We start from the raw sequence: 23,248 nt of genomic DNA on the forward strand, positions 1-23,248 counted from the left end.
GCGCCCAGGTTACGTGGGTGCTTGTGAGCGGTCGGTACCACCGATAGGGTTAGGACGGCCCGCCACTGTCGCCGAGGTCAACGACTAGGCACGGAACGCGACGCGCGGAGGATTCATCGTGGATCTGATAATTCTGACGAACCAGGCTAAAGCCGTCCCCGCCTCGGTGCTGCCCGCGCTCGACCTCCTCGCCCACCGGGTCCGCTGCGCCAAGCCCGACGTCGGCACCCTGTTGTCGGGGCCGCAGTCCCACACGGTGCTGGTCGACGCCCGCACCGATCTGTCCGAGGCCCGCGCCACCTGCCGGGTACTGCGCACCGGCGGCATGACCGTCCCGCTGATCGCGGTGGTGACCGAGGCCGGTCTGGCCGGGGTGCACGCCGACTGGGGCATCGACGACATCATCGTGAACACCGCGGGCCCGGCCGAGGTGGAGGCCCGGCTGCGGCTGGCGACCGGACGACTCGAGGTGCCCCCGGAGACCGGCCAGTCGACGGTCCGGGTGGGGGATCTGACCATCGACACCGAGACCTACGCGGCGAAGCTCAAGGGCCGTCCGCTGGACCTGACGTACAAGGAGTTCGAACTGCTGCGGTACCTGGCGCAGCACCCGGGGCGGGTGTTCTCGCGCGAGCAGCTGCTGCGGGAGGTGTGGGGCTTCGACTACTACGGCGGCACCCGCACCGTCGACGTCCACGTGCGGCGGCTGCGCGCCAAACTCGGCAGCGAGAACGAGTCGATGATCGGCACCGTCCGGCAGGTGGGGTACAAGTTCGTGGCCCCGCCCGCGAAACCGCTGCCGGACTCGGCGCCGGTGGCCGTGGCCTGACGAGGCTGGCAGACTGTTCCGCATGAGTTGGGACGTACTGCTGCTGCGGATACCCGAGGGTGTCACCGCGATCGACCAGATTCCGGATGACATCCCGGCGACGCCCCTGGGAAGCCGGGACGACATCCTCGCCGCCATCAGCCGGGTCGCTCCCGAGGCCAACCTGTCGGACCCCACCTGGGGCCAGCTGAACGGGGAGGACTGGTCGATGGAGTTCAACATCGGCTCGGACGATCCCGTCGACTCCGTCATGCTCCACATCAGAGGTGGCGGGGACGACATGGAGAATGTCATGTTCGGGGTGGCCGGGGCCTTGAACTGCCAGGTGATCGACTGCTCCGGCGGCGACGTGCTCACGCCGGAGAACGGCAGTTCCGGCTGGCGCGCCTTTCAGGAGTATCGCGACCAGGTGATCGGTACCTGATGCGGATCGGGATGCTTGGGCCGTTCGAGGTTCGCCGGGAAGACGGCAGTACCGCCGACGTACCGGGCGCCCGGTTGCGGGGCCTGTTGATCGCGTTGGCGCTGAACCCGGGACGGGTGGTCCAGAAGGGGACGCTCGTCGACTGGATCTGGGGCGAACAGCCGCCCTCCGACGCCGCGAACGCCTTGCAGCGCTTGGTGTCGCGGTTGCGGAAGGTGCTGCCGCCGGGCTCGGTCGAGGGCCAGACCGACGGGTACCGGCTGAACCTGGATCCCGAAGCCGTTGACGCGGTGCGGTTCGAGCGGCTGGTGAGCCGGTCCCGCGACGACGACAACCCGCTGCGGGTGCGGCGGCTGCGAGAGGCGCTCGACCTGTGGCGGGGCGCGGCCATGCAGGACGTCGGGCTGCCCGACAGTGCCTCCTTCGACGCGGCCGTCACCCGGCTGGAGCGGCTGCGGTTGAGCGCCGTCGAGGAGCGCTTCGACGCCGAGGTCGGGCTCGGCCACGGCGCGGACCTGGTCGAGGAACTGACCGATCTGGTGGCCGCGAACCCGGGCCGGGAGCGGCTGGCCGCCGCGTTGATGCGGGCGCTGGTCATGGCGGGACGCGACAACGAGGCGCTGCTGGTCTACGAGCGCACCAAGGAGGCGCTGGCCGACGCGCTGGGTGTCGACCCCTCGCCGGAGCTGTCGGAACTGCACGTCGCGCTGCTGCGGGGCGAGCTGGGACGGCAGGAGGAGAACCGTGACACCAACCTGCGCGAGGAGCTCACCAACTACATCGGCAAGGACGCCGACGTCACCGCGGTCGGCAAGCTCATCGGCGAACACCGGCTCACCACCCTGACCGGACCGGGCGGCTCCGGGAAGACCCGGATGGCGACCGAGACCGCGCGCACGCTGCTGACCGACCTGCCCGACGGGGCGTGGCTGGTGGAACTGGCGGCCATCGGCGCCGACGGCGACGTGGCGCAGGCGGCGCTCACCGCGCTGGGGCTGCGGGACGCGCTGCTGGGCGAGCCGTCCACTCTGGATCCGACCGAACGGCTCGTCGCCGCGTTGCGCGACCGGGACGCGCTGTTGATCCTGGACAACTGCGAGCACGTCATCGAGTCGGCCGCCGCCCTGGCGCACCGGCTGCTGGGCGAGTGCCGACGGCTGCGGATCCTCGCCACCAGCCGGGAACCGCTCGGCATCACCGGTGAGGCACTGTGGCCGGTCGGGCCGCTGGAGCTGCCGGACGAGGACGCCGACCTCGACGCGATCGAGGCCGCGCCGGCGGTCCAACTGCTGCGGGACCGGGCCCGGGCGGTGCGCAAGGACTTCGCCGTCGACGCCCCCACCCTGGCGACGATGGCCCGGATCTGCCGGACGTTGGACGGGATGCCGCTGGCGATCGAACTGGCCGCGGCCCGGTTGCGCATCATGACCATCGAACAGCTCGCCACCCGGCTCGACGACCGGTTCCGGGTGTTGACCGGCGGCAGCCGCACCGCGCTGCCCCGGCACCGGACGCTGCGCGCGATGGTCGACTGGAGCTGGGAACTGCTGTCCGACGCCGAACGGACGGTGCTGCGTCGGCTGTCGGTGTTCGCGGGCGGAGCCAGCCTGGAGGCCGCCGAACGCGTCTGCGGCGGCGACACGGTCGAAGTCGACGAGGTGCTGGAACTGCTCGCCGCGCTGACCGAGAAGTCGCTGCTGGTCACCGGAGGCGAAGGCGCGCCGCGCTACCGGATGCTCGGCACCATCAAGGAGTACGCCGCGCAGCGGCTCGCCGAGGCCGGGGAGTCGGAACTGGCGCGCCACGCGCACCTGGCCTATGTCACCGAGCTCGCCGAGACCGCCGACCCGCAGCTTCGCCTCGGCGACCAGCTGAAGTGGATCGCCGTGCTGGAGGCCGAACGCGACGACATCAGCGCCGCGATGCGCGGCGCGATCGCCGCCGGGGAAGCCCAGGCCGCGATGCGGCTGGCTGCGGGCGCCGGTTTCTACTGGTGGCTGTGCGGACGCCGCACCGAGGGAACGGAACTGGTCACCGCCGCCAGCGAACTGCCCGGCGACGTCGACGACGAGACCCGGGCCATCGTGTACGGACTGGCCGTGTCGTTCGCCAGCGCCGGACGGGCGTCCGACGAGAACCACGTCGAGGAACTGATCCACAAGGCGTACCACTACGCGCAGCGCAGCGATTCCCGCAATCCGATGCTGGCCATCGCCGTCCCGCTGGAACGCATGATGCAGGGGCCCGACCAGATCCTGCCCGCCTGGGAAACGTTGCTGGACAACGAGGACCCGTGGGTGCGCGCGCTGGCCCGGTTGCATCTGGGCAAGTCGCGGATCCTGCTCGGCCACGGTGGGCCGGAAGCCGACGAGAGCCTCGCACAGGCGCTCACCGAGTTCCGGGCGCTGGGCGAACGGTTCGGCATCTCCTTCGCCCTGACCGAACTGGCCGACCGCGTCGCCATGCGCGGCGAGTTCGCCGCCGCCTGTGAGTACTACGAGCAGGCGGCCGTGGTCGTCACCGAGGTCGGCGCCTTCGAGGACGTCACCCGGATGCGGTCGCGGCAGGCGCTGCTGTACTGGCTGCTGGGCGACACCGAGGCCAGCGCCGCCGCGATGGCCGAGGCCGAACGGCTCGCCGAGCGGGTCACCTGGCCGGAGGCGCTGACGGAGCTGACCTTCGCGAAGGCCGAACTGGCGCGGTGGCGTGGCGACACCGACGAGGTGCGCCGACAGCTCGACGTCGTGACGTCGCTGCTGACCGGAATGACGGAACGGCCGACCGTCCGGGTACTGACACACAGCCTGCTGGCCTACCTCGCCGAGGATCTCGACGAGGCCCGGGAACACTGCGCCGTCGTCTACCGGTCGATCGTCGAACTGGGGCACCCCGCCCTGATCGCGCACGGGCTGCTCATGATCGCGGGCCTGGCGCTGCGGCGCGGACAGTACGAGCAGGCCGCGCGGCTGCTGGCGGCGAGCGAGGCCGTGCGCGGTCTGCCGGACCGCTCGCAGCCGGACACCGACCGCATCGAGCGGGAAACGCGAGACCGCCTCGGCGACAAGGAGTACGCCGAGGCGGTTCGAGAGGGAACTGAGACGAGCTGGACTCAGCTGGTCGAGGTCACGCTCGCTTCTTGAACGTGGACCGGGCCCACAGGTAGCCGACGAGGGCGATCCCGAGGCACCAGGCGACGGCGGTGAGCGTGTCACCGGTCTCCGGCTTACCGGCCAGCAGGCCCCGCATCGTCTCGATGATCGGCGTGAAGGGCTGGTACTTCGCGAACTCCCGCAGGCCCGGGCCCATCATGTCGGCCGGGACGATCGCGCTGGAGAAGAACGGCAGCAGCACCATCGGTACGGCGGCCATGCCCGCCGTCTCGGGGGACTTCGCCGCGATCCCCAGGGCGATCGTCAGCCAACCGGCCGCGAAGCCGAGCAGGATCACGATTCCGGCCAGGGCCAGCCAGTCCAGCAGGTCCGCCGCCGGGCTGAACCCCATCGCGAACGCCACCCCGACCAGGGCCGCGATCGCGATCACGTTGGTCAGCACACTGGTGATGACGTGGCCGTTGAGCACCGCGCCCCGGGAGACGTCCATGACCTTGAACCGGTTGATGATGCCCTTGGTCATGTCGGAGTTCACCGCGGTCGCGGTGGCTCCCAGTCCATAACAGACGGCCATCAGCATCAGCCCCGGCGTCGCGTAGTCCACATAGTCGACGCCGACGCTGAACGCCTCGCCGAACATGTACACGAACATCAGCAGCATGAAGATCGGCATCAGGATCGAGTTGAACACCGAGACCGGGTTGCGGGCGATGTGTTTGAAGTTGCGGCGCAACATCACCATCGAATGGGATTTCATCGGGATTCCACCTCCGTGGTGTGGCCCGTCAGGGCGAGGAAGACGTCGTCGAGGTCGGGAGTGTGGACGGTGAACTCCTCGGCGCTGAGCGAGTTCTCGTTGAGCCGGTTCAGCAGCGTCCACAGTGATTTCGTCCCGGTGTCGCTGGGGACCCGCAGCGTCAGCGAGTCGGCGTCCGGTGTGGAGCCGGGGAACAGCCGCGTCGCCGCTTCGAGCTCGGCGGGGGCGGCGAACTGGAGCCGGACGTGGGTGCCGGGGATCTGACGCTTGAGTTCGGCGGACGTGCCCTGGGCGACCAGGTGTCCCTTGTCGAGCACCGCGATCCGGTCGGCGAGCTGGTCGGCCTCGTCGAGGTACTGGGTGGTGAGGAAGATGGTCACGCCGTCGGCGACCAGGTCGCGGATGATCGACCACATCGTGCGACGGCTGCGCGGGTCCAGCCCGGTGGTCGGCTCGTCCAGGAAGATGATGCGCGGGTTGCCGACCAGCGTCATCGCCAGGTCGAGTTTGCGGCGCATACCGCCCGAGTAGGTCGAAGCGGGCTTCTTCGCCGCCTCGACCAGGTCGAAGCGTTCCAGCAACCGCGCGACGGCGTGCTTGCCGTTGCCGGTGGCGGCCCGGTTCAGGTCCACCATCAGTTGCAGGTTCTCCTGGCCGGTCAACAGTTCGTCGACCGCCGCGAACTGGCCGGTGACACCGATCGCGGAGCGCACCGCCTTGGCGTCGGTCTCGACGTCGTGTCCGGCGACGCGCACCGAGCCGCCGTCGGCCTTCGTCAGGGTGCTCAGCACGTTGACGGTCGTGGTCTTGCCTGCCCCGTTGGGACCGAGTAGGGAGAAGATCGTGCCCGCACGGACGTCGAGGTCGATGCCGTCGAGCACGACCTTGTCCTTATAGGCCTTTCGCAGTCCCGAGACCGCGATCGCTGTGTTCGTCATGCGGCCAACTATCAGCGGCCGGTCCGCCACCGCCCTGACACCGCACTGACACGGCCTGACACGCGACGGCTAGAGCTTCTTGTGGTAGTTGACGTCGGTGGTCCAGCGGGTGAAACCGGCACCGGTGTACAGCCGGACGGCGCGCACATTGGACTCGTCGACGTACAGCATGACGGTGTCCAGACCCCGGCCGCGCAGGTAGCGCAGCCCCGCGGTGGTGAGGGCGGCGCCCAGCTTCAGCCCCTGCGCCTCCGGGGCGACGCCCAGCACGTAGATCTCGCCGATCGCCGAGTCGCCGCTGCCGTGGACCTTGGTCCAGTGGAAGCCCAGCACCTGGCCGTCGACGTCGCGTTCGGCCAGCAGCAGCCCCTCGGGGTCGAACCAGTCCTCGCGTTCGCGCATCGCGATGTCGCGGACGGTCCAGCCGCCCTGGTCGGGGTGGTCGGCGAACGCCGCGTTGTTGACCTCCAGCAGCCGGGTCTCGTCGCGGCCCGGGACGAAGGAGCGGATGGTGATCCCGGCGGCGGGCTCGCCGTCACCGTCGGCGTCGGTCAGGTGGCGGCGCATCTGCCACAGCACCCGGTCGCGGGTGAAGTCGTGCCGGTCGGCCAACAGCAGCGCGGTGGGGTGGTCGCCGTGCGCCCAGATGGTGAGGGCCCGGCACTTGGCGGCGGTGGCGCGCTTGATCAGGGCCGCCAGCAACGCCTCGCCGTGGCCGTTGTGCCGGTGTGTCGGGTGCACCAGCATCTCGACGGCCGCGACGCCGTCGTTGTCCAGTTCGAGGTTGGCGTAGCCGACCAGGGTGCCCTCCGCGTCCCGGATCATGAGGTGGGCGCCGGGCTCAGCCTCGGCGCCGCCGTGCCGCAGATTCAGGATCGTCTGCTCGTTGAGCGCGGACAGTCCGTCCGCCCTGGCACCGGCCTCGACTAGTTCCAGAACCTCGGCGACCGCGGCGGCCTCCAGGCGTTCGTAAATCTCCACGCGAATCACCGTACGTGGCTTTGCCCCTAGAGGCGAGTGGGTGCCATTGGACCCGACCGTTTCGATACGTCCGATTGAATCTCAAGTATCCGAGAATTTTCTTGCAACCAAGGCGCCCCACCTGGCGTGATTACCCGTGTGAAGGCAGATGACTTCGGTCGAAGCCGACACGCTGGGACCGAGCGCCGTGCCGGGGCGCTCGGTCCACCTTTTTGTCACGGGACGCCCGGCAATGCATCAAAATCCACGCTGACCTGGGAATCCTCCTGCCAGCGCACCGTCACCAGGCCCCCCGACACGCTCACCCGGGCCGCGTCCAGCCACTCGGCCACCGCCGCCTCGGCGTCCTGGGTGTGAGCCAGGACATGCAACGCGGCGAAGATCCGCCCCTCACCCCCGACCAGTTGCGGGGCCGAAGCGTTGTCGCCCAAGGCGTTGACGGCGGTGAACGTGTCCGAGATCGCACCCTGGTCGTAGCCGAGCAACCCGATCACGGCGCTCGTCAGTCCGTCGGCGTCGCTCACCCAGGCCCAGCCGTCCCCGGCGTCGGACGCCAGCGGCCGGTCGTCGGCGATGAGCTGACCGGCTTCGCGGACCCGGACGGCCGTCCCGGCGTCGACGCGGTGGATCCGGACCTCGAACCGGCCGGACACGACCGAGGCCGAGGTGACCGTGCCGGTGTCGAAGCGGTTGCGGGACAGCGCGGAGGTGTCGCCGACGTGGTGGTGGTCGATGCCCCGGCGACGCGACTCGCGGCCTTGCGCGTCGATGACGACGAACTCACCGTCGGCGCCCTGCTCGAACGCGGCCCCGTGCCCGGCGGCGGTGTGGGTCGAGTAGCCGTACTTGATGTACACCGGATCCGGGTCGGGGGTGCCCGCGGTGATCTTGTCGCTGCCGTGGTTGAGCAGCCGGACGATGCCGTCGGCGGCGGTGGACTGCAACAGCCAGCCCGCGCCCGGCAGCGCCACGACCGCGTCGCCGCGTTCGACGGGTTGCGGCGTCTCCGGCGCGGCCCACACCGCGTGGTCGGTGGGCAGCGCCAGGCCCAGGAAACCCATGCCCGCGAACAGCGGCGAGCCCGGACCGGAGTAGTACTGGGTCAGCGGCAGGTACTCGCCGCCGCGCCAGCCCAGCGAGGGCGGGCCGTCGGCGCCGACCCCGGCGTCCACGAAGTACTTCAGGGTTCCCGAGGCGATCCGGCGCACCGCGCCGGGGTCCTCGGTGGCGGCGCCGGTGAACTGGCCCAGCCACAGCGGGGCCAGGGTCGCGGTCCGGTAGGTCAGCGACCGTCCCTGCTGCACCGGGGAACCGTTGCTTCCGAACATGAGACCGTACGAGCGCAGGAACGCGGCCAGCCGCTGCCGCCACCGCCAGGCGCCGTCGGGGTCGCGATCGCCGACCATGTCGTACCAGGCCCACAGGAACGGGTGGATCACCCAGGCGTTGTAGTAGTCGATGTTGCGGCGCTGGCCGTCGGTGTACCAACCGTCGCCCAGGTGCCAGGACTCGACCCAGCGGACGTCGGCGTCACTGCGATAGGCCGAGGTGTCGACGCCGACCGAGGACAGGAACGCCTCCACGATCGCGGTGAACAGCACCCAGTTGTTGGGCCAGGCCTTGCGGGACGCGTGGTGGGCCAGCCAGTCGACGATCGGCTCCCGCTGCCGGTCGTCGAGCCGGTCCCACACCTGTTCCCGGCACAGGTGCAGCCCCAGGGCGATGTTGGCGGCCTCCACGATCGGCTGCGTCTTGCCGGTCAGCGGCGGGACGCAGTCGACGCCGCGCAGCCAGTTCTCGTCCCCGCCGGGCTCGGTGCCCGCGATCAACCCCTGCGCGTACCGCTCGGCCAGGTTCAGCGCGTCGCCGCCGCCGGCGATGCGGGGCGCGGCGATCAGGAAGCTGCGGGCGTAGCCCTCCAGCGCGTCGGATTCGGGACCCGAGGACGCGTGCCGTCCCGGGATGCGGAACAGGGCGTGTCGCGGTGAAGCGTGACGCAGCGCCTGCGTGAGCCAACCGTCCGCCACCGTCTCCCAGTGGGCGCGGGTGTAGCCGGTGAGCGGGGAAATGGTGGTGTCGAGTGACGGAAGCCGCATTTGGCAAACGCTATCCAAGGTTTCGGGTATGTGTCCAGTTGGGGGGCGCTACCTGGATGAATAGTTGTGCTGCTGGCCTCACATCGGCATTGCGGGCAAGATAGGGAAGGTCCGCCGGACTATCGTTTTCCGGTCGACTGGTTGCGTTCGCCCGACCGAAAGAGTCTCCCGTGCTTTACAAAACGCTGCAATGGACAGTGGCACCCGTAATCCGCGCGGCTTGGCGTCCGGACTTCGAAGGGCGCGAACACATTCCGGAAGAGGGACCGGCGATTCTGGCCTGCAACCACCTGTCGGTCGCGGACCACTACTTCCTCGCCCTTGCCACCTCGCGGCACATCGCGACCATGGCCAAGATCGAGTACTTCATGCGCCCCGGCCTCAAGGGCAAGCTGATCGGGGCGACGGTGCGCGGGCTGGGCCAGGTGGCCGTCGACCGCTCCGGCGGCCGCAAGAGCGCCCAGGCGCTCGGCCCCAGCGAGCAGGTGCTCCAGAACGGGCAACTCTTCGCGATCTTCCCCGAGGGCACCCGCAGCCCGGACGGCAAACTGCACAAGGGCCGCACCGGCGTGGCGCGACTGGCGCTGTCCAGCGGCGCCCCGGTCATCCCCATCGGGCTGACGGGTACCGACGAGGTGCTGCCCTTCGGCACCACCCGCCCCCGGCTGGCCAAGGTCAGCGTCCGGATCGGCAAGCCGCTGGCGTTCACGAAGTACGCCAACTCGCTGGCCCCGGACCGGATCACGCTGCGGGCGGTGACCGACGAGATCATGGCGGCGATCGCCGACCTGTCGGGCCAGGAGTACGTCGACACCTACGCGCGACGTCGCCAGGTCAACAGCGAACCCCCATCGGAGTGACCGGGCCGCGACCTCGTGGCAGGATCGCCTGATGCTGCAATTCACCGACGTCATCATCGACTGTCCCGACCCGATGAGGCTGGCGGCGTTCTACGCCGAGCTGACCGGTCGCCCGGTCAAGGACGACAGCACCGACCAGTGGGCCGGGATCAAGTTCGGTGAGATCGAGCTGGCGTTCCAGCGGGTGGACGACTACCGGCCGCCGAACTGGCCCGACGACGAGCATCCCAAGCAGTTCCACCTCGACTTCGAGGTGGACGAGATCGAACCCGAGCAGCGCCGCGTCGTCGCGCTGGGGGCGAGGCTGCGGAAGGACTTCATCGGGCCCGAGGGGTTCGGCTGGCAGATCTACACCGACCCGGTGGGGCATCCGTTCTGTCTGTGTCGCAACAAGGGTGTGAAGTGGCAGGACGGCAAGGCGGTCTGGCCGCGGAAGTAGTCGCGGAGACGTCTTTCAGGTCCAGGACGGTTTACACGCTTCGGTCAGTCAATTCGCTGTGTTGACCGATGACCGGGTGGCGACTGTCCGCATAGGCTCGTTGACATGCCCACCACGTCACAGTCAGCGAGCGACCTCCCGGCGACCCGTCCGATTTCCACTGTTGCTTCGGTTGCCGCCGCCGTAGTTGGTGTCGCCGCCTTCTTCGGTGCCGGGTGGTGGCTCTTTCTGTCCTTCGGTGCCGCATTCTTCGCCGACGACACCAGCTCGTCGGTTTTCCTCGCCCACGCGGCGGTGCTCTTCATCGCGCTTGGCGCGGCGGCAATCGGGATCGCGCGGGGACGCTACTTCGCCTGGCTGGCGGCGGTGTCGGGCTGCGCCGCCACGGTCGGCGCTGGCCTGACGCAGCTGGTCGAAGATCTCCGCGTCGAGCCCCCGGTGGATGCCACGGACGCCTTCCTTGAAGGCGCGATGATCATCCCCGCCGCCGTCGCGGCCGCGGCCGTCATCCTGCTGTGGCTGCGCGGCGTCCGCGACTGGTGCTCGTCGAGAAGCGGTGTCGTCTGGCTGATTCCGGTGCTCGGCCTCGTCATCGCGGGCGGCGTCGGCGTTCCGCTCGTCTTCGGCTCGTCCTTCAAGTTCGTCGTGGGCGTCGGGGCAGCCGCCGCTGTCGTCGCCGGACTGATCAGCTTCGCCGCCACGCGGCGCCAGCCAAGCGACTCCAAGCCGGAATAGGCGGAACCGCGCCGGGCTACAGCCAGCCGCGCCGGGCCAACGTCGCGGCCGCGAGTTAGCGGCGCCGGGCCAGCAACGCCGAGGCGACGACCGCTGCGACCCCCGCGATCACGAGCAGCGCGGCGGTCGCCAGCTGGCCGATCCGCCAGTACTGGAAGTCGTTGCCCAACGAAGCCGAGGCCGCGTCCAGCAGCACATCGATCGCCCGCCACAGCGCCGCGCCCGTCAGCACGAAAGCGACGACGTGAACACCCTGGCCACCGCGCCGCAGTCGCAGCGCCACGTACCCGAAACCCAACGCCAGCAAGCCGTCCAGCGCCACCGTCTTCAGGCCGAAGAAGTCCAGCGAACCCGCCAGCACGGCCGTGGACTTCGCGTCCAGGCCGGTCAGCAGCAGGTAGGCCACGCAGGTCCCGGCCAGCAGCAGTGTCGCGGCCTTGGGTGGCTTGCCCACGGCCGCAGGGGTTTCGGTCGTCATCAAGAAAATCCTCTGGGGACGCTCAGCGGGTGCTGATCGTCAGGGTCGGCTTGGAGGTCTTGGCGAAGAAGTCGTTGCCCTTGTCGTCCACGACGATGAAGGCCGGGAAGTCGGCGACCTCGATCTTCCACACCGCCTCCATGCCCAGCTCCGGGTATTCAAGCACCTCAACGGATTTGATGCAGTCCTTGGCCAGCCGGGCGGCCGGGCCGCCGATCGAGCCGAGGTAGAAGCCGCCGTGGGCCTGGCAGGCGTCGGTGACCTGTTTGGAACGGTTTCCCTTGGCCAGCATGACCAGCGAGCCGCCCGCCGCCTGGAACCGCTCCACGTAGGAGTCCATCCGTCCGGCGGTGGTGGGGCCGAAGGAGCCGGAGGCGTAACCGGCGGGGGTCTTGGCGGGACCGGCGTAGTAGACGGCGTGGTCGCGCAGGTACTGCGGCATCGCCTCGCCCGCGTCGAGCCGTTCGGCGATCTTGGCGTGCGCGATGTCGCGGGCCACGACCAGCGGGCCGGTCAGCGACAGCCGGGTCTTGACCGGGTAGCGCGACAGTTCGGCGCGGATCTCGTCCATGGGCCGGTTCAGGTCGACCTGGACGACGTCGCCGCCGAGGTCCTCGCCGGTGGTGTCGGGCAGGTACCGGGCCGGGTCCTTCTCGAGCTTCTCCAGGAACAGTCCCTCGGCGGTGACCTTGCCGAGCATCTGCCGGTCGGCCGAACAGGACACCGCGATCGCGACCGGACAGGAGGCGCCGTGCCTCGGCAGCCGGACGACGCGCACGTCGTGGCAGAAGTACTTGCCGCCGAACTGGGCGCCGATGCCGAACTGCCGGGTCAGCTCCAGCACCTGCTTCTCCAAGTCCAGGTCCCGGAAGCCGTGCCCGGACTCGGATCCGGTGGTCGGCAGCGTGTCCAGGTAGTGCGCCGAGGCGTACTTGGCGGTCTTGAGGGCGAACTCGGCGCTGGTGCCGCCCACCACGATGGCCAGGTGGTAGGGCGGGCAGGCCGCGGTGCCCAGGGCGCGCAGCTTCTCCTCCAGGAACTGCATCATCCGCGTCGGATTCAACACGGCCTTGGTCTCCTGGTACAGGAACGACTTGTTGGCACTGCCGCCGCCCTTGGCCATGAACAGGAACTTGTAGGCGTCGTCGCCCTCGGCGTACAGCTCGACCTGGGCGGGCAGGTTCGTGCCGGTGTTCTTCTCGTCCCACATGTTCAGCGGTGCCATCTGCGAGTACCGCAGGTTCAGGTCGCGGTAGGCGCGATAGACGCCGCAGCTGAGGTGTTCGGCGTCGCGGCCGTCGGTGAGGACGTGGCGTCCCCGTTTGCCCATGACGATCGCGGTTCCGGTGTCCTGGCACATCGGCAGCACGCCACCGGCGGCGATGTTGGCGTTCTTCAGCAGGTCCAGCGCGACGAACTTGTCGTTGCCGGAGGCCTCGGGGTCGTCGAGGATCGACGCGAGCTGCCGCAGGTGCGCGGGGCGCAGCAGGTGCGAGATGTCGTGCATGGCCTCAGCGGCCAACCGGGACAGGGCGTCGCCGTCGACGGTCAGCAGCCTGCGGCCCGCGGCCTCCACCACCTCGACACCCTCGGTACCCAGGTGCCGGTACTCGGTGTCGTCGGACCCGAGGGGAAGCAGGTCGGTATAGGCGAAGTCGTCGCTCATAACGGGCCAGGCTATACCGCGCCGCAGCCGTTTCCGGCGGCGGTCAGGCTCACTTCTTGTCCTTCTCCGACGGGTCCTTGTTCAGGTAGTCGGGGTGGTCCTTGAGCCACTGCGAGAGCGTGTCGTCCTTGATCGCGTCGAACAGCGAATCGGCGTCCTGCTTCTGCTGGCCCTCCTGGATCACGACGTAGGAGATGCCGTCGATGGTCTGCGACTCGCTGGGGAGTTTGACGCTCTCCATGTCGCCCGCCTTGATGCCGCGCAACGCGATGGCGTAGTTGGACGTCTTGATGCCGCCCAGGTCCAGGATCAGCTGCTTGCCGACCTGGTCGATGAGCCCGCCGACCTTGGTGGGGTTGCTGACGTAGCCCTGCTTGTCGGCTTCCTTCAGCAGTTGCTTGACGAAGTGCTGCTGCATCCGCTGACGGCCGTAGTCGCCGTCCGGCCAGGCGTAGCGCTCCCGGACGATCGCCAGCGCGTCGTCAGGCTTGTAGCGCTGGCAGCCCTTCTTGTAGACGCCGCCGTGTTTGGTGTCGAGGTCGTGCGGCAGGCACAGGTCGATGCCGCCGAACTCCTTGACGACGTCGAGGAAGCCCTCGAAGTTGACCAGCGCGACGCCGTCGAACTCGACGCCGAAGTTGTTGGTGATGGTCTTGGCGAGGTTGGCGGCGCCGTCCTTGGGTTTGGAGCCGCCGTAGGTGTAGGAGGCGTTGATCTTGTCGGTGCAGGGCTGGCCGTCACCGCAGTCGGGGATCTCCACCCGCAGGTCGCGCGGGATCGACACGATGTTGGCCTGCTCGAGGTCCTTGTCGATGTGCAGGATCATGATCGTGTCGGCACGGGCGGGTTCGCCGGACTTGGGTCGCAGGTCGGCCCCGACCATGAGCAGGTTCAGCGGGCCGTCGACCTCCCCGTCGGCGTCCTTGTTGCCGAGGATGTCCTCCTGCTGGATGCTGTCGATCTTGTTCAGCAGGGTCTTGCCGAAGGCGATGGCTCCGCCGGACAGCACGAGGAGGACGCAGCCGAGGCCGAGGACGATCTTCGACCACAGCGGCGCCTTCCTGGGCCGGGCGTATTTCGCCAGGCGGCCTGAGGTGCGTTCTGCCACTGAAAACCACGCTCCGTCGAGGGGATTGACAACCGACAATCAACGTTACCCGGCCGTGACAAAGATAAACGGGTCACAATTTGGTCACCTTCGCGGCGTTTTCGCAGGTGAACCCGGAATTGACGGTCCAATAACGACAGTTGAACGGCGGGGTTGCTCGCACCTTCAGTCGTCCTTGTTGACCCATTCGTTGTTCTCGGGGATCCATTTGTCCAGGTCGTCGGAGCGGATCGCCTCGTACAGCCGGTCCGCCGTCTCCTGTTGCTCCCCCGGCTGCGTGACCACGTACGACACGCCCTCGATGTCGGCCGGTTCGGAGGGGATCTTCACCGTGGCCAGCGCCTCGGGCTTGATCCCGCGCAGCGCGAAGGCGAAGTCGACGGGGGTGTGCCCGCCCAGGTCGAGGGTCAGCTGGTCGCCGATGCGGGCGATGAGGTCGCCGACCTTCGTCGGATCGGACAGGTAGCCCTTCTCGGCGGCGCGCTTGAGCAGCTGTTTCACGAAGTGCTGCTGCATGTGCTGACGGCCGTAGTCGCCGATGCCCCAGGACGGGTCGAACTCCGGGTTCGTCGGGTCGTAGGCGTAGCGCTCCCGCACGATCCCCAGCGCGTCGGCGTAGCCGTAGTCGTTGCAGCCCTTGGGGAAGGTCTGCCCCTTCGCGTGCGCCGGGGTCATCTCCATCGGCAGGCACAGCTCGACGCTGCCCAGCGTCTTGACCACGTCCAGGAAGCCCTCGAAGTTGACGATGGCGGCGCCGTCGAAGCTGACGCCGGTCAGATGGGTGACGGTCTCGGCCAGGTTCGACACCGAGCCCTCCACCGAGGGCCCGCCCGCCGGGTAGGCGTCGTTGATCTTGGTCTGGCAGGGGCTGGAGAACAGGGTGCCGCAGTTGGCGATCTCGACGCGCAGGTCGCGCGGGATCGACACGATGGTGGCCTCGGTGAGGCTGGAGTTGACGTGCAGGACCATGATCGAGTCGGTACGCGCCTCGGCCTTGGAACCGACCCGCTGGTCGGTGCCGATCATGAGGAAGTTCAACGGCCCCTTGATATCGCCGCCGCCCCCAGAGTTGCCCAGCAGGTCCTTGCTGTGCACGGAGTCGTTGACCTTGTCGAGCATCATCTTCGTGTACCCGACGGTGACCATCGAGGCTGTCATGAGCACGGCACCGGTCCCGACCAGGACCTTCGCCCAGACCGGGGACCGCGGACTGACAGCGCGCCGCCTGCCTCGTCTGCCCATGTCGCCCATCCTCGCTTACTCGCCGTAAGCGGGCACCATAACCGGATAAACGCGCGCGAATGTAACCGCCTCAAGGCTTTCAGTGAAAACTGCTGGTCAATGCCGCTGTCAGGAGCCCTTGACGTCCTTGGGATGGTCCTTGGCCCAGGACGCCATGTCGTCGGCCGCGATGGCCTTGTACAGCGCCGAGGCCTTCTCCTTGTCGGACTCCACGATGCTCTGGCCAGTGGCCTCGTCGTAGCCGTTGGGGATGTTGGGACTGACCATGAAGACCAGGTCCTTGGAGCGCAGGCTCGACAGCGACACCCCGGTGGAGATCAGGTCGAACTCCTTGTCCACCTTCACCGCGTCGGTGACCGAGGACAGGAAGTCGGTCAGCGAGCCGGGCGAGGTGATGATCCCCGCGCTGGTCGCCTTGTCCATCATGGCCTTCAGCAGTTCGCGCTGGTGCCGCATCCGCGCGAAGTCGCCCTCGTTGAACTGCTTGCGCTGCCGGACGTAGTCCAAAGCGGACTCACCGTCGAGGGTCTGCTTGCCCGCCTTCCAGGTCCGGGGTTCCTTGCCCTTGTACTTGTGGATCGAGGTGAGCTTGCCGGGCGTGGCGTAGTCGGGGGCGTCGGCCTCCTCGACGTTCATCGTGACGCCGCCCAGCGCGTCGACGACCTTGATGAGTCCATTGAAGTCGATCTCGATGACGTGGTCGATGTGGACGTCGGTGTAGCCTTCGACGGTCTGCACCATCAGCGGGACGCCGCCGAAGAACGACGCCGAGTTGAGCTTGTTCTTGCCGCCGCCCCAGTCGCCGGCGGCCGGGACGTTCACCCACAGGTCGCGCGGCAGCGAGATCATGTACGCCTTCTCGCCGTTGGACGGCACGTGCGCGATCATGATCGTGTCGGCGCGGCTGTCCTTGGTGGAGTCGGGGTTGCGGGAGTCGCTGCCCAGCACCAGGATGTTGAGCCCGTCGTCGTCCTCGGGCCGGTCGCTGACGCCGTCGAAGGCGTCGAAGCGGTCCAGGCCGCTGTTGAGCGACTTCGCGTAGCCCCAGGCGCCGATCCCGCCGAGCGTGAAGATCAGCGAGACGACCAGACAGGTCAGTACCACCATGCGGGCGGTGTTGGTCGGCGGCTTCACCCGCGGTCCGCCGCCACCGCCGTAGGTCTTGCCGGAGTACTGGTGACCACCGGTGGCACGCGGCCCCGACGGTACGCGCGCGCTGGCGCGGGGACGGTCGGAACCGGAGCGGTAGCTACTCATCCGTACAAGATTAGGCGGCGATCCTTAAAGCGCCTCACAGGAACGTGCCGTGTCTCGCGGTGACCGCGCTAGTACGCGCCCCGGCGGCGCAGCACGACCGCGATGGTCCGCAGCAGGATCTGCAGGTCGGTGGTCAGCGACCAGTTGTCGACGTAGAACAGGTCGAGCCGCACCGCGTCGTCCCAGGACAGGTCGGACCGGCCCGAGACCTGCCACAGCCCGGTGATGCCGGGCCGCACCAGCAGCCGCCTGCGGACGTCGCCGAGGAAGTCGCCGTTGTCGGCGGGCAGCGGCCGGGGACCGACCAGCGACATCTCGCCCTTGAGCACGTTGATCAGCTGCGGCAGTTCGTCCAGCGAGGTCTTGCGCAGGAACTTCCCGGCGCTGGTGACGCGCGGGTCGTCCTTGATCTTGAACAGCAGCCCGTCGGACTCGTTCTGCATCATCAACGCCGCCTGTCGTTCCTCGGCGTCGATGTACATGGTGCGGAACTTCCAGCAGTGGAACGTGCGGCCCTCCATGCCGACCCGGGGCTGCCGGAAGAACACCGGTCCGGGGCTGGTGGCCTTGATGTAGATCGCGATGGCGGCCAGCACCGGGGTCAGCAGCAGCAGGCCCACGGCGGCGGTGATCCGGTCGAGCACGTTCTTGACCAGCCAGGACAGGCCGGACAACGTGGGTTCCTCCACGTGCAGCAGCGGCAGTCCCTCGACCGGGCGGATGTGGACGCGCGGCCCGGCGATGTCGGTCAGCTGCGGCGCCACCACGAGATCGCGGCCGGTGCCCTCCAGCTGCCAGGCCAGCCGGCGCAGTTCACCGGGTTCGGTGCTGGCGCTGCCGCACACCGCGATGGTGTCGGCGTCCAGGTCGGCGGCCAGTTCGACCACGTCCCGGTTGGAGAAGATCGGCACCGGGGTCTCCAGGCCGCGCACCGACGCGGCGCCCTCGGTGAGGTAGATGCCCACCGGGACCATGCCCGCGTAGGTGGTGCGGGTGACGGCGTTGTGCACTTCGATGGTGTCGGGGTAGGCGCCGACCAGCAGCATCCGCTGGATCGCCCGGCCCTTGGCGCGCAGCGAGTGCAGCACCCGGCGGGCGCCGAACCGCAGCAGCGAGATGTTGATGAACGCGACTCCCAGCGCGGTGAACAGCGCGGCACGGGAGACGTTGGTCTTGGTGAAGACGGTCAGGATCGCGACCACCGACACGATGATGGCCGCCGAGCGCACCACGCGTTTGAACTCGTCGGTGCCGATGCCCAGGTAGCGGCGGTCATAGGCGCCGTTGCCCCACAGCACCAGCACCCAGGTCAGCGGCAGCAGCCAGTAGGCGACGATGTAGAACATCGGCGAGATGCTGGAGACGCCGTCGCGGACGACGTAGAAACCGGCGGCCGGGGTGTCGATGAGGTCGGAGAACCTGCTGATGACGCTGACGGTCAGCACCGAGGCGATCAGCGCGGCCATGTAGTCGAAGGCCAGCAGCAGCAGCACGTACGGTCCATGCCAGGTGGAGGCTCTGGAGTTGAGCATCCACGCCGATCGCGGCACACCTTCAGTCACCGGCTCGACGTTCACGTTCACCCGCGTCTCGGTCAGGCGGCGTCCGGAATATGGACGCTGCAGGCTTGTTGTCACCACACATCCTCTAGAACCGGGGAACTCGGAAACCGTCCGGGTTCGCCGCCCGGTTCGGCGCATGGGAGCACCCTAGCCTGCCATGGTCCCGCCTCAGCCTTTCGGGGATGTCGGCACTGGGACGTTCAGGCGAGTTTGCCCAGTGTCCTCCTCGGCATCGGGCTGTGGCCACCAACGGTTCGGCCGGGCCCTGACCGCCGCCAGTTCGGCCGCGCACACCAGCAGCCAGGCCGGGGCGGTGGACGCGATCTCGTCCTCGGTGAGCCCGCCGACCAGCAGCGCCGCCACCGCGATCGGCACCCACGGCGGTGAGCCGCGCCGGAAGACGTGCCGTATCAACAGCACCAGCCCGAGGGTGAAGGCGGCCAGGCCCACCACGCCGGAGCGGAACAGCACGCCGATGGCGGCGTTGTCGGCGGTGTGTTTGGCCTGGGTCTCGTAGTCGGGGTGCTCGGGATCGGTGATGGTGAGGTGGACGCCGCGGGCGTTGTCCGGGTTGCCGAAGGCCAGCTCGGCGATCGAGCCGTCGGCGTAGTCGGCCAGCATGTCGCCCCAGATCTCGGCGCGCCCGGACAGCAGGCCGTCGACGGAACCGGACTGCTGGTCGTCGTAGCGGTTCTTCAGCAGCATGTCGGTGCCGCCCGCGAACGCGAACACGATGGCGGTGGCCAACAGCGGCGCCAGCGCCATCCCGGTGACCCGTCGTGCCGCGGCCGAGGCGACCCACCGCCACGGCCGCCACCAGGAGACGCCGCCGCGGGCCAGGTGGCCGAGCGCGAACACCCCGGCGGCCACGAACGCGACGATGAAGGAGGTGCGGGATTCCACCAGCAGCAACAGGAACGCGGCCACGCCGCAGGCGGCCAGCCGCTGCGTCCGGGTGAAGCGGGGGTCGGGGCCGATCCGCATCGCCACCATGACGGCGGTCAGGCCGATGAAGTTCGGGTGGTAGCCCAGCCACGGTCCGCCCCAGAACCGGTTCTGCATCTCGTGGCCCCACTGGCCACCGACGGTCCAGTGTTCGGCGGCCAGCACCTGGGTGGCGCCGGTGAGCATCAACAGCGCCAGGCACAGCAGGAAACCGGCGGCCAGTCCCACCGACACGTCGGAACCGTCGGCGTCCGAGCGCAGCGCCCGGTTGCGGGTGGCGTCGGCGGCGGCGAGGACCAGCAGGATGATCGCCACCGCGAAGCCGCCGTAGACGACCCGCTGGGCGGCGACGGTGAACCCGCCGAGCAACAGCGGCGCCAGCGCGCCGATGAACCAGGCCGGGACGGCCAGCCAGAACGCGCCGACGCGGGGCAGCTTCCCCGCGTCGCGCAGCCAGGGATAGGTCCAGGCCAGCGCGACGAGACCGATGCCGCCCTGGACGGCCCACACCACGATCGGCGTGGCGCCGTAGGTCCATGCGATCATTCCCAGCAAAGGAATCGAGACGCCGAGAAACAGGCTTCGCGGCGAGCTGCCGCGCAAACTCAAGGCGAGCCAGGCCATCGCACTCGCAGCGATGAGCGCCGTGGCGACACTGAGTATCGTCAACACGCGGCACAGTCTCACACAACCAGGTGGCTAGGAAGGTTAACGACGAGTGAAGGTCGTTATCGCGCACAACAGGTACTCCTCGGCACAGCCGTCCGGAGAGAACTCCATGGTGGACAACGAGATCCGCCAGCTCACCGAGGCCGGGGTGGAGGTGGTGCCGTTCCAGCGTTCCAGCGACGAGATCGCGTCGCTGTCGTTGCCGGGCAAGGTGGCGCTGGCCGCGTCGCCGATCTACTCGCGTAGCACCCAGAAGGAGCTGACCCGGCTGATCCAGACCGAGAAGCCGGACGTGTTCCACCTGCACAACCCGTACCCGTTCCTGTCCCCGGCGGTGGTGCGCACCGCGCAGAAGCTGGGCGTGCCCGCCGTGCAGACCGTCCACAACTACCGGCAGGTGTGCATGAGCGCCATGTACTTCCGGGACGGTCACATGTGCCACGACTGCAAGGGGAAGTCCTTCGCGCTGCCGGGCATCAAGCACGGCTGCTACCGGGGTTCGCGGGCCCAGAGCGTCATCATGGCCACGACGCTGGCGGTCAACCGCTCGACCTGGCGCGGCATCGACCGCTACATCGCGCTGACCGACCACATCGCCGATCACCTGCGGGACTACGGCATCAGCTCCGAGCAGATCCGGGTGAAACCCAACTCGATCCCCGACCCCGGCGTGCACGACGAGACCGGTTCCGGCTTCATGTACCTGGGTCGGCTGTCGCCGGAGAAGGGCGTCGGGCTGCTGCTGGAGGCGTGGCGGCGGCACCCCGAGGGCGCGCTGGGCACGCTGTCGATCATCGGCGACGGCCCGGATCGCGCAATGGTCGAGTCGGCGGCGGCCGCCCGCTCCGACATCGACTTCGTGGGTCCGCTGCCGCACGACGAGATAGCCGGACGGCTGCGCTCGGCGGCCGCCCTGGTGGTGTCCTCGCTGTGCGAGGACGTGCTGCCGACCGTCGTCATCGAGGCGCTGTCCAACGCGCGTCCGGTGCTGACCACCGATCTGGGCGGTCCGCCGCGCATGATCGGCGACGCCGGTGTCATCGTCGAGCCCACCGCGGACGGCATGGCGCGGGGCCTGACCGACATGCACCGCACGGCGGCGTCATTGTCCGAAGTGGCCCGTAAGCGCTACCTGAGCACCTTCGCGCCCGAGGTGGTCGTGTCGCGGCAGCTGGACATCTACGCCGAGCTCTCGGCGGGTACCAGGGACTGACGCACCGGCGGCGTGGTCAACTGCCGCATCGCGTACATCGCCAGGTAGATCATCACGGCCAGGCCGACGGCCGAACCGACGGTGAGCCCCCAGGCGGCGCCGGTCAGGCCGAAGGTGGTGGCGCCGATGCCGACGCCCAGCAGGCTGGTGACGGTGAACAGCGCGTACTGGAGGAAGACGAGTTTGCCCTGTCGCATGCCGCGCACCGTCGCGGTGAACGGGATCTGGAGCAGGTAGATACCGGCCTGGATCCCCACCGGCCAGGCCAGCGGCGCGACCTCGGCGTAGGCGCCGCCCTGGTACCAGCTCAGCACCGGCTCGGCGGCGAGGGTGACCACGGCCAACAGCACCACGGCCAGGCCCAGCGCGATCACGACGACCTTCTTCGTCTGGTTGCGCAGTCCCTCGATGTTCCCGGCCTCGGTCAGGGTGGAGGTACGGGGCACCAGCAGGCCCATCGAGGCGAGCACCAGGTTCTGGATCGGTTGCAGGATCACCAGGTGCGCCAGCCGCAGTCCGGCGAAGGCCGCCGCGCCCAGCAGGCTGGGGATCAGCAGCGCGATCAGCTGGATCTGGGCCTGGCCGATGACGGCCGAGCCGGTGAACCACACCGACAGTTTGCGGGTGTGGGCCAGCCAGCGCACCGGCCGTCCCCGCCACGGGACGATGCCGCCGCGCAGCAGGTAGACGATGGCGCCGATGCAGGCGCCCAGTCCCCAGGCGACCAGCAGCCAGGGCCCGGACAGGGCGCCGAGTGCCGCACCGATGCCGACCAGGCCACCCTGGACCAGGACCCAGGCGATGTCGATGACGAAGGCGCTGCGCTGCCGCAATTGCGACTGGTAGGAGTAGCGGGCGGTGTCGTGGGCGAACAGTGCCGGGATGAAGGGGACCAGGTAGATCAGCGGGTCCAGCAGTCGGCCGGGCCACAGCAGCCACAGCAGCGCGAGCACCACGGCCACGGCGGTCCCGGAACAGCAGGCGGTGGCGATCGCGTCGGTGTGCATGCGGCGGCGGCTGGTGCCCTCGAAGCGGGAGGCCTGGGCGAGCAGGACGTCGCCGATGAAGGCCCGGTTGAGGCCCATGGCGACGTAGACGGTGGCCAGGCAGACCAGCACGATGCCCGCCTCGGCGGGGGGCAGGAAGACGGTGGCGAGCAGTCCGTTGCCCGCGTTGGCGGCGGCGATGACCGCTTGGTCGGCAAGACCCCAGGAAAGCCGCCGCCCGATCGTCATGTTCGCAGGGCGTTCTTCGCCGTGAACGCGATGCTGGCCAACAGGAACAACCCGTTGACCACAGTGAACAATGCCATCAACCACACCATGCCCTCCGGGTAGACAATTAGGACGATCGGCACCAACAGGACGATCACTCCGGTGTCCCGGACGAGTTTGACGAGCTCGAAGACCAACTTCTTCGAGGTCACGATCGAGCCGGAGGACTCGCCCGTTTGCAGAATGGACGTCACTAGGTTCACCATCCACAGCGAAGCGAAGGCGGCGATGAACCAAGCGGGAACGTCGGGTGAATAGGCCACGGCAACAGCGGCAACCGCCGCGCAGAATGCACCTTGCGCAGCCACATCGCACAGGATGTCGATGCGTTTGCCCGCCGGCGAGCTGAGTCCGGCCGCGCGGGCCAGCTGTCCGTCCGAGCAGTCCAGAGAATAGGCGATCTGCCAGGCGACGGCGGCGGCGATCGCGATCGGCCACCAGGTCACCTCGCCGTCGGCGGCCGAGGCCGCCACCGCGATGATCGTGACCGCCGCGCCCAGCGAGAACACCAGGTTGATGAGGGTCAGCACCGTGGGCGCCAGCCCGGCCCGGTGCGCCTGTAGCGCGAAGAAGGCGCCGATGCGCTGGTTGACGACATAAGTGAATAGATTTCCGCCGCGGTTGTTGGACAGGAAGTCGGCGTAGCGCAAATCGGTTCGGCTCAT

20 protein-coding genes are annotated in these 23,248 nt (G+C 68.8%); 7 read left to right on the forward strand and 13 right to left on the reverse strand.

What is annotated here, in order from left to right; genetic code table 11:
* The first annotated feature begins 118 nt into the window (after nucleotides 1-118).
* From SNAS_RS31525 to SNAS_RS31535, 3 genes are read left to right on the forward strand one after another with little or no spacing between them, the layout of a single operon-like run.
* Nucleotides 119-829 (forward strand): response regulator transcription factor, encoded by a 711-nt coding sequence (locus SNAS_RS31525; protein WP_013021559.1) that lies wholly within the window; start codon nucleotides 119-121, stop codon nucleotides 827-829.
* A 22-nt stretch (nucleotides 830-851) separates the two neighbouring features.
* Nucleotides 852-1,253, forward strand: a complete 402-nt coding sequence (locus SNAS_RS31530) for a hypothetical protein (RefSeq protein ID WP_013021560.1) — start codon at nucleotides 852-854, stop codon at nucleotides 1,251-1,253.
* Nucleotides 1,253-4,393: an ATP-binding protein gene (locus tag SNAS_RS31535; RefSeq protein ID WP_041625308.1), complete on the forward strand. Its 3,141-nt coding sequence runs from the start codon at nucleotides 1,253-1,255 to the stop codon at nucleotides 4,391-4,393. The genes SNAS_RS31530 and SNAS_RS31535 overlap by 1 nt, the downstream gene beginning before the upstream one ends.
* Here the strand turns inward: SNAS_RS31535 and SNAS_RS31540 are convergent.
* The 4 genes from SNAS_RS31540 to SNAS_RS31555 all read right to left on the reverse strand — a co-directional run bounded on the left by SNAS_RS31540 (nucleotide 4,377) and on the right by SNAS_RS31555 (nucleotide 9,135).
* A complete protein-coding gene (locus SNAS_RS31540; RefSeq protein WP_013021562.1) occupies nucleotides 4,377-5,120 on the reverse strand; it encodes an ABC transporter permease in 744 nt (247 codons plus the stop codon). The genes SNAS_RS31535 and SNAS_RS31540 overlap by 17 nt on opposite strands.
* The gene (locus SNAS_RS31545) at nucleotides 5,117-6,058 is read right to left on the reverse strand and encodes a daunorubicin resistance protein DrrA family ABC transporter ATP-binding protein (protein ID WP_013021563.1); all 942 of its coding nucleotides are present in this window, start codon (nucleotides 6,056-6,058) and stop codon (nucleotides 5,117-5,119) included. Before SNAS_RS31545 ends, SNAS_RS31540 begins: the two co-directional genes overlap by 4 nt.
* Before the next feature lie 69 nt (nucleotides 6,059-6,127).
* A complete protein-coding gene (mshD, locus tag SNAS_RS31550; protein WP_041625309.1) occupies nucleotides 6,128-7,039 on the reverse strand; it encodes a mycothiol synthase in 912 nt (303 codons plus the stop codon).
* A gap of 215 nt (nucleotides 7,040-7,254) precedes the next feature.
* The gene (locus tag SNAS_RS31555) at nucleotides 7,255-9,135 is read right to left on the reverse strand and encodes a DUF2264 domain-containing protein (protein ID WP_013021565.1); all 1,881 of its coding nucleotides are present in this window, start codon (nucleotides 9,133-9,135) and stop codon (nucleotides 7,255-7,257) included.
* 170 nt (nucleotides 9,136-9,305) lie between these two features.
* Between SNAS_RS31555 and SNAS_RS31560 the strand changes: the two genes are divergently transcribed.
* From SNAS_RS31560 to SNAS_RS31570, 3 genes are all read left to right on the forward strand, one after another.
* Nucleotides 9,306-9,995: a lysophospholipid acyltransferase family protein gene (locus SNAS_RS31560; RefSeq protein ID WP_013021566.1), complete on the forward strand. Its 690-nt coding sequence runs from the start codon at nucleotides 9,306-9,308 to the stop codon at nucleotides 9,993-9,995.
* Between the two features lie 31 nt (nucleotides 9,996-10,026).
* Complete coding sequence (locus SNAS_RS31565) at nucleotides 10,027-10,434, forward strand: VOC family protein (protein WP_013021567.1); 408 nt, start codon at nucleotides 10,027-10,029, stop codon at nucleotides 10,432-10,434.
* 105 nt (nucleotides 10,435-10,539) lie between these two features.
* Complete coding sequence (locus SNAS_RS31570; protein ID WP_013021568.1) at nucleotides 10,540-11,169, forward strand: hypothetical protein; 630 nt, start codon at nucleotides 10,540-10,542, stop codon at nucleotides 11,167-11,169.
* 55 nt (nucleotides 11,170-11,224) lie between these two features.
* Here the strand turns inward: SNAS_RS31570 and SNAS_RS31575 are convergent, their stop codons facing one another.
* From SNAS_RS31575 to SNAS_RS31605, 7 genes are all read right to left on the reverse strand, one after another.
* Entirely contained in the window at nucleotides 11,225-11,647 is a 423-nt protein-coding gene (locus SNAS_RS31575) for a hypothetical protein (RefSeq protein WP_013021569.1), read from the reverse strand.
* Nucleotides 11,648-11,669: 22 nt separating this feature from the next.
* Complete coding sequence (locus tag SNAS_RS31580; RefSeq protein WP_013021570.1) at nucleotides 11,670-13,313, reverse strand: fumarate hydratase; 1,644 nt, start codon at nucleotides 13,311-13,313, stop codon at nucleotides 11,670-11,672.
* Between the two features lie 49 nt (nucleotides 13,314-13,362).
* Complete coding sequence (locus SNAS_RS31585; protein ID WP_013021571.1) at nucleotides 13,363-14,421, reverse strand: LCP family protein; 1,059 nt, start codon at nucleotides 14,419-14,421, stop codon at nucleotides 13,363-13,365.
* A 165-nt stretch (nucleotides 14,422-14,586) separates the two neighbouring features.
* On the reverse strand, nucleotides 14,587-15,579 hold the full coding sequence (locus SNAS_RS31590) for an LCP family protein (RefSeq protein WP_144300702.1): 993 nt from the start codon (nucleotides 15,577-15,579) through the stop codon (nucleotides 14,587-14,589).
* Nucleotides 15,580-15,771: 192 nt separating this feature from the next.
* Nucleotides 15,772-16,920 (reverse strand): LCP family protein, encoded by a 1,149-nt coding sequence (locus SNAS_RS31595; RefSeq protein ID WP_013021573.1) that lies wholly within the window; start codon nucleotides 16,918-16,920, stop codon nucleotides 15,772-15,774.
* Between the two features lie 68 nt (nucleotides 16,921-16,988).
* Nucleotides 16,989-18,452, reverse strand: coding sequence for a sugar transferase (locus SNAS_RS31600; protein ID WP_425281062.1), 1,464 nt, complete (start codon nucleotides 18,450-18,452; stop codon nucleotides 16,989-16,991).
* A 198-nt stretch (nucleotides 18,453-18,650) separates the two neighbouring features.
* Nucleotides 18,651-20,099 (reverse strand): O-antigen ligase family protein, encoded by a 1,449-nt coding sequence (locus tag SNAS_RS31605; RefSeq protein WP_013021575.1) that lies wholly within the window; start codon nucleotides 20,097-20,099, stop codon nucleotides 18,651-18,653.
* 46 nt (nucleotides 20,100-20,145) lie between these two features.
* Between SNAS_RS31605 and SNAS_RS31610 the strand changes: the two genes are divergently transcribed.
* On the forward strand, nucleotides 20,146-21,309 hold the full coding sequence (locus SNAS_RS31610) for a glycosyltransferase family 4 protein (RefSeq protein WP_013021576.1): 1,164 nt from the start codon (nucleotides 20,146-20,148) through the stop codon (nucleotides 21,307-21,309).
* Here the strand turns inward: SNAS_RS31610 and SNAS_RS31615 are convergent.
* Nucleotides 21,276-22,544 carry an MATE family efflux transporter gene (locus SNAS_RS31615; protein WP_013021577.1) on the reverse strand — a complete coding sequence of 423 codons (1,269 nt, stop codon included), beginning with the start codon at nucleotides 22,542-22,544 and terminating at the stop codon, nucleotides 21,276-21,278. The two genes, SNAS_RS31610 and SNAS_RS31615, sit on opposite strands and share 34 nt — an antisense overlap.
* Nucleotides 22,541-23,248, reverse strand: coding sequence for a CDP-alcohol phosphatidyltransferase family protein (locus SNAS_RS31620; RefSeq protein WP_013021578.1), 708 nt, complete (start codon nucleotides 23,246-23,248; stop codon nucleotides 22,541-22,543). The genes SNAS_RS31615 and SNAS_RS31620 overlap by 4 nt, the downstream gene beginning before the upstream one ends.

The organism is Stackebrandtia nassauensis DSM 44728, assembly GCF_000024545.1.
GTDB classification, from domain to species: Bacteria; Actinomycetota; Actinomycetes; order Mycobacteriales; family Micromonosporaceae; genus Stackebrandtia; species Stackebrandtia nassauensis.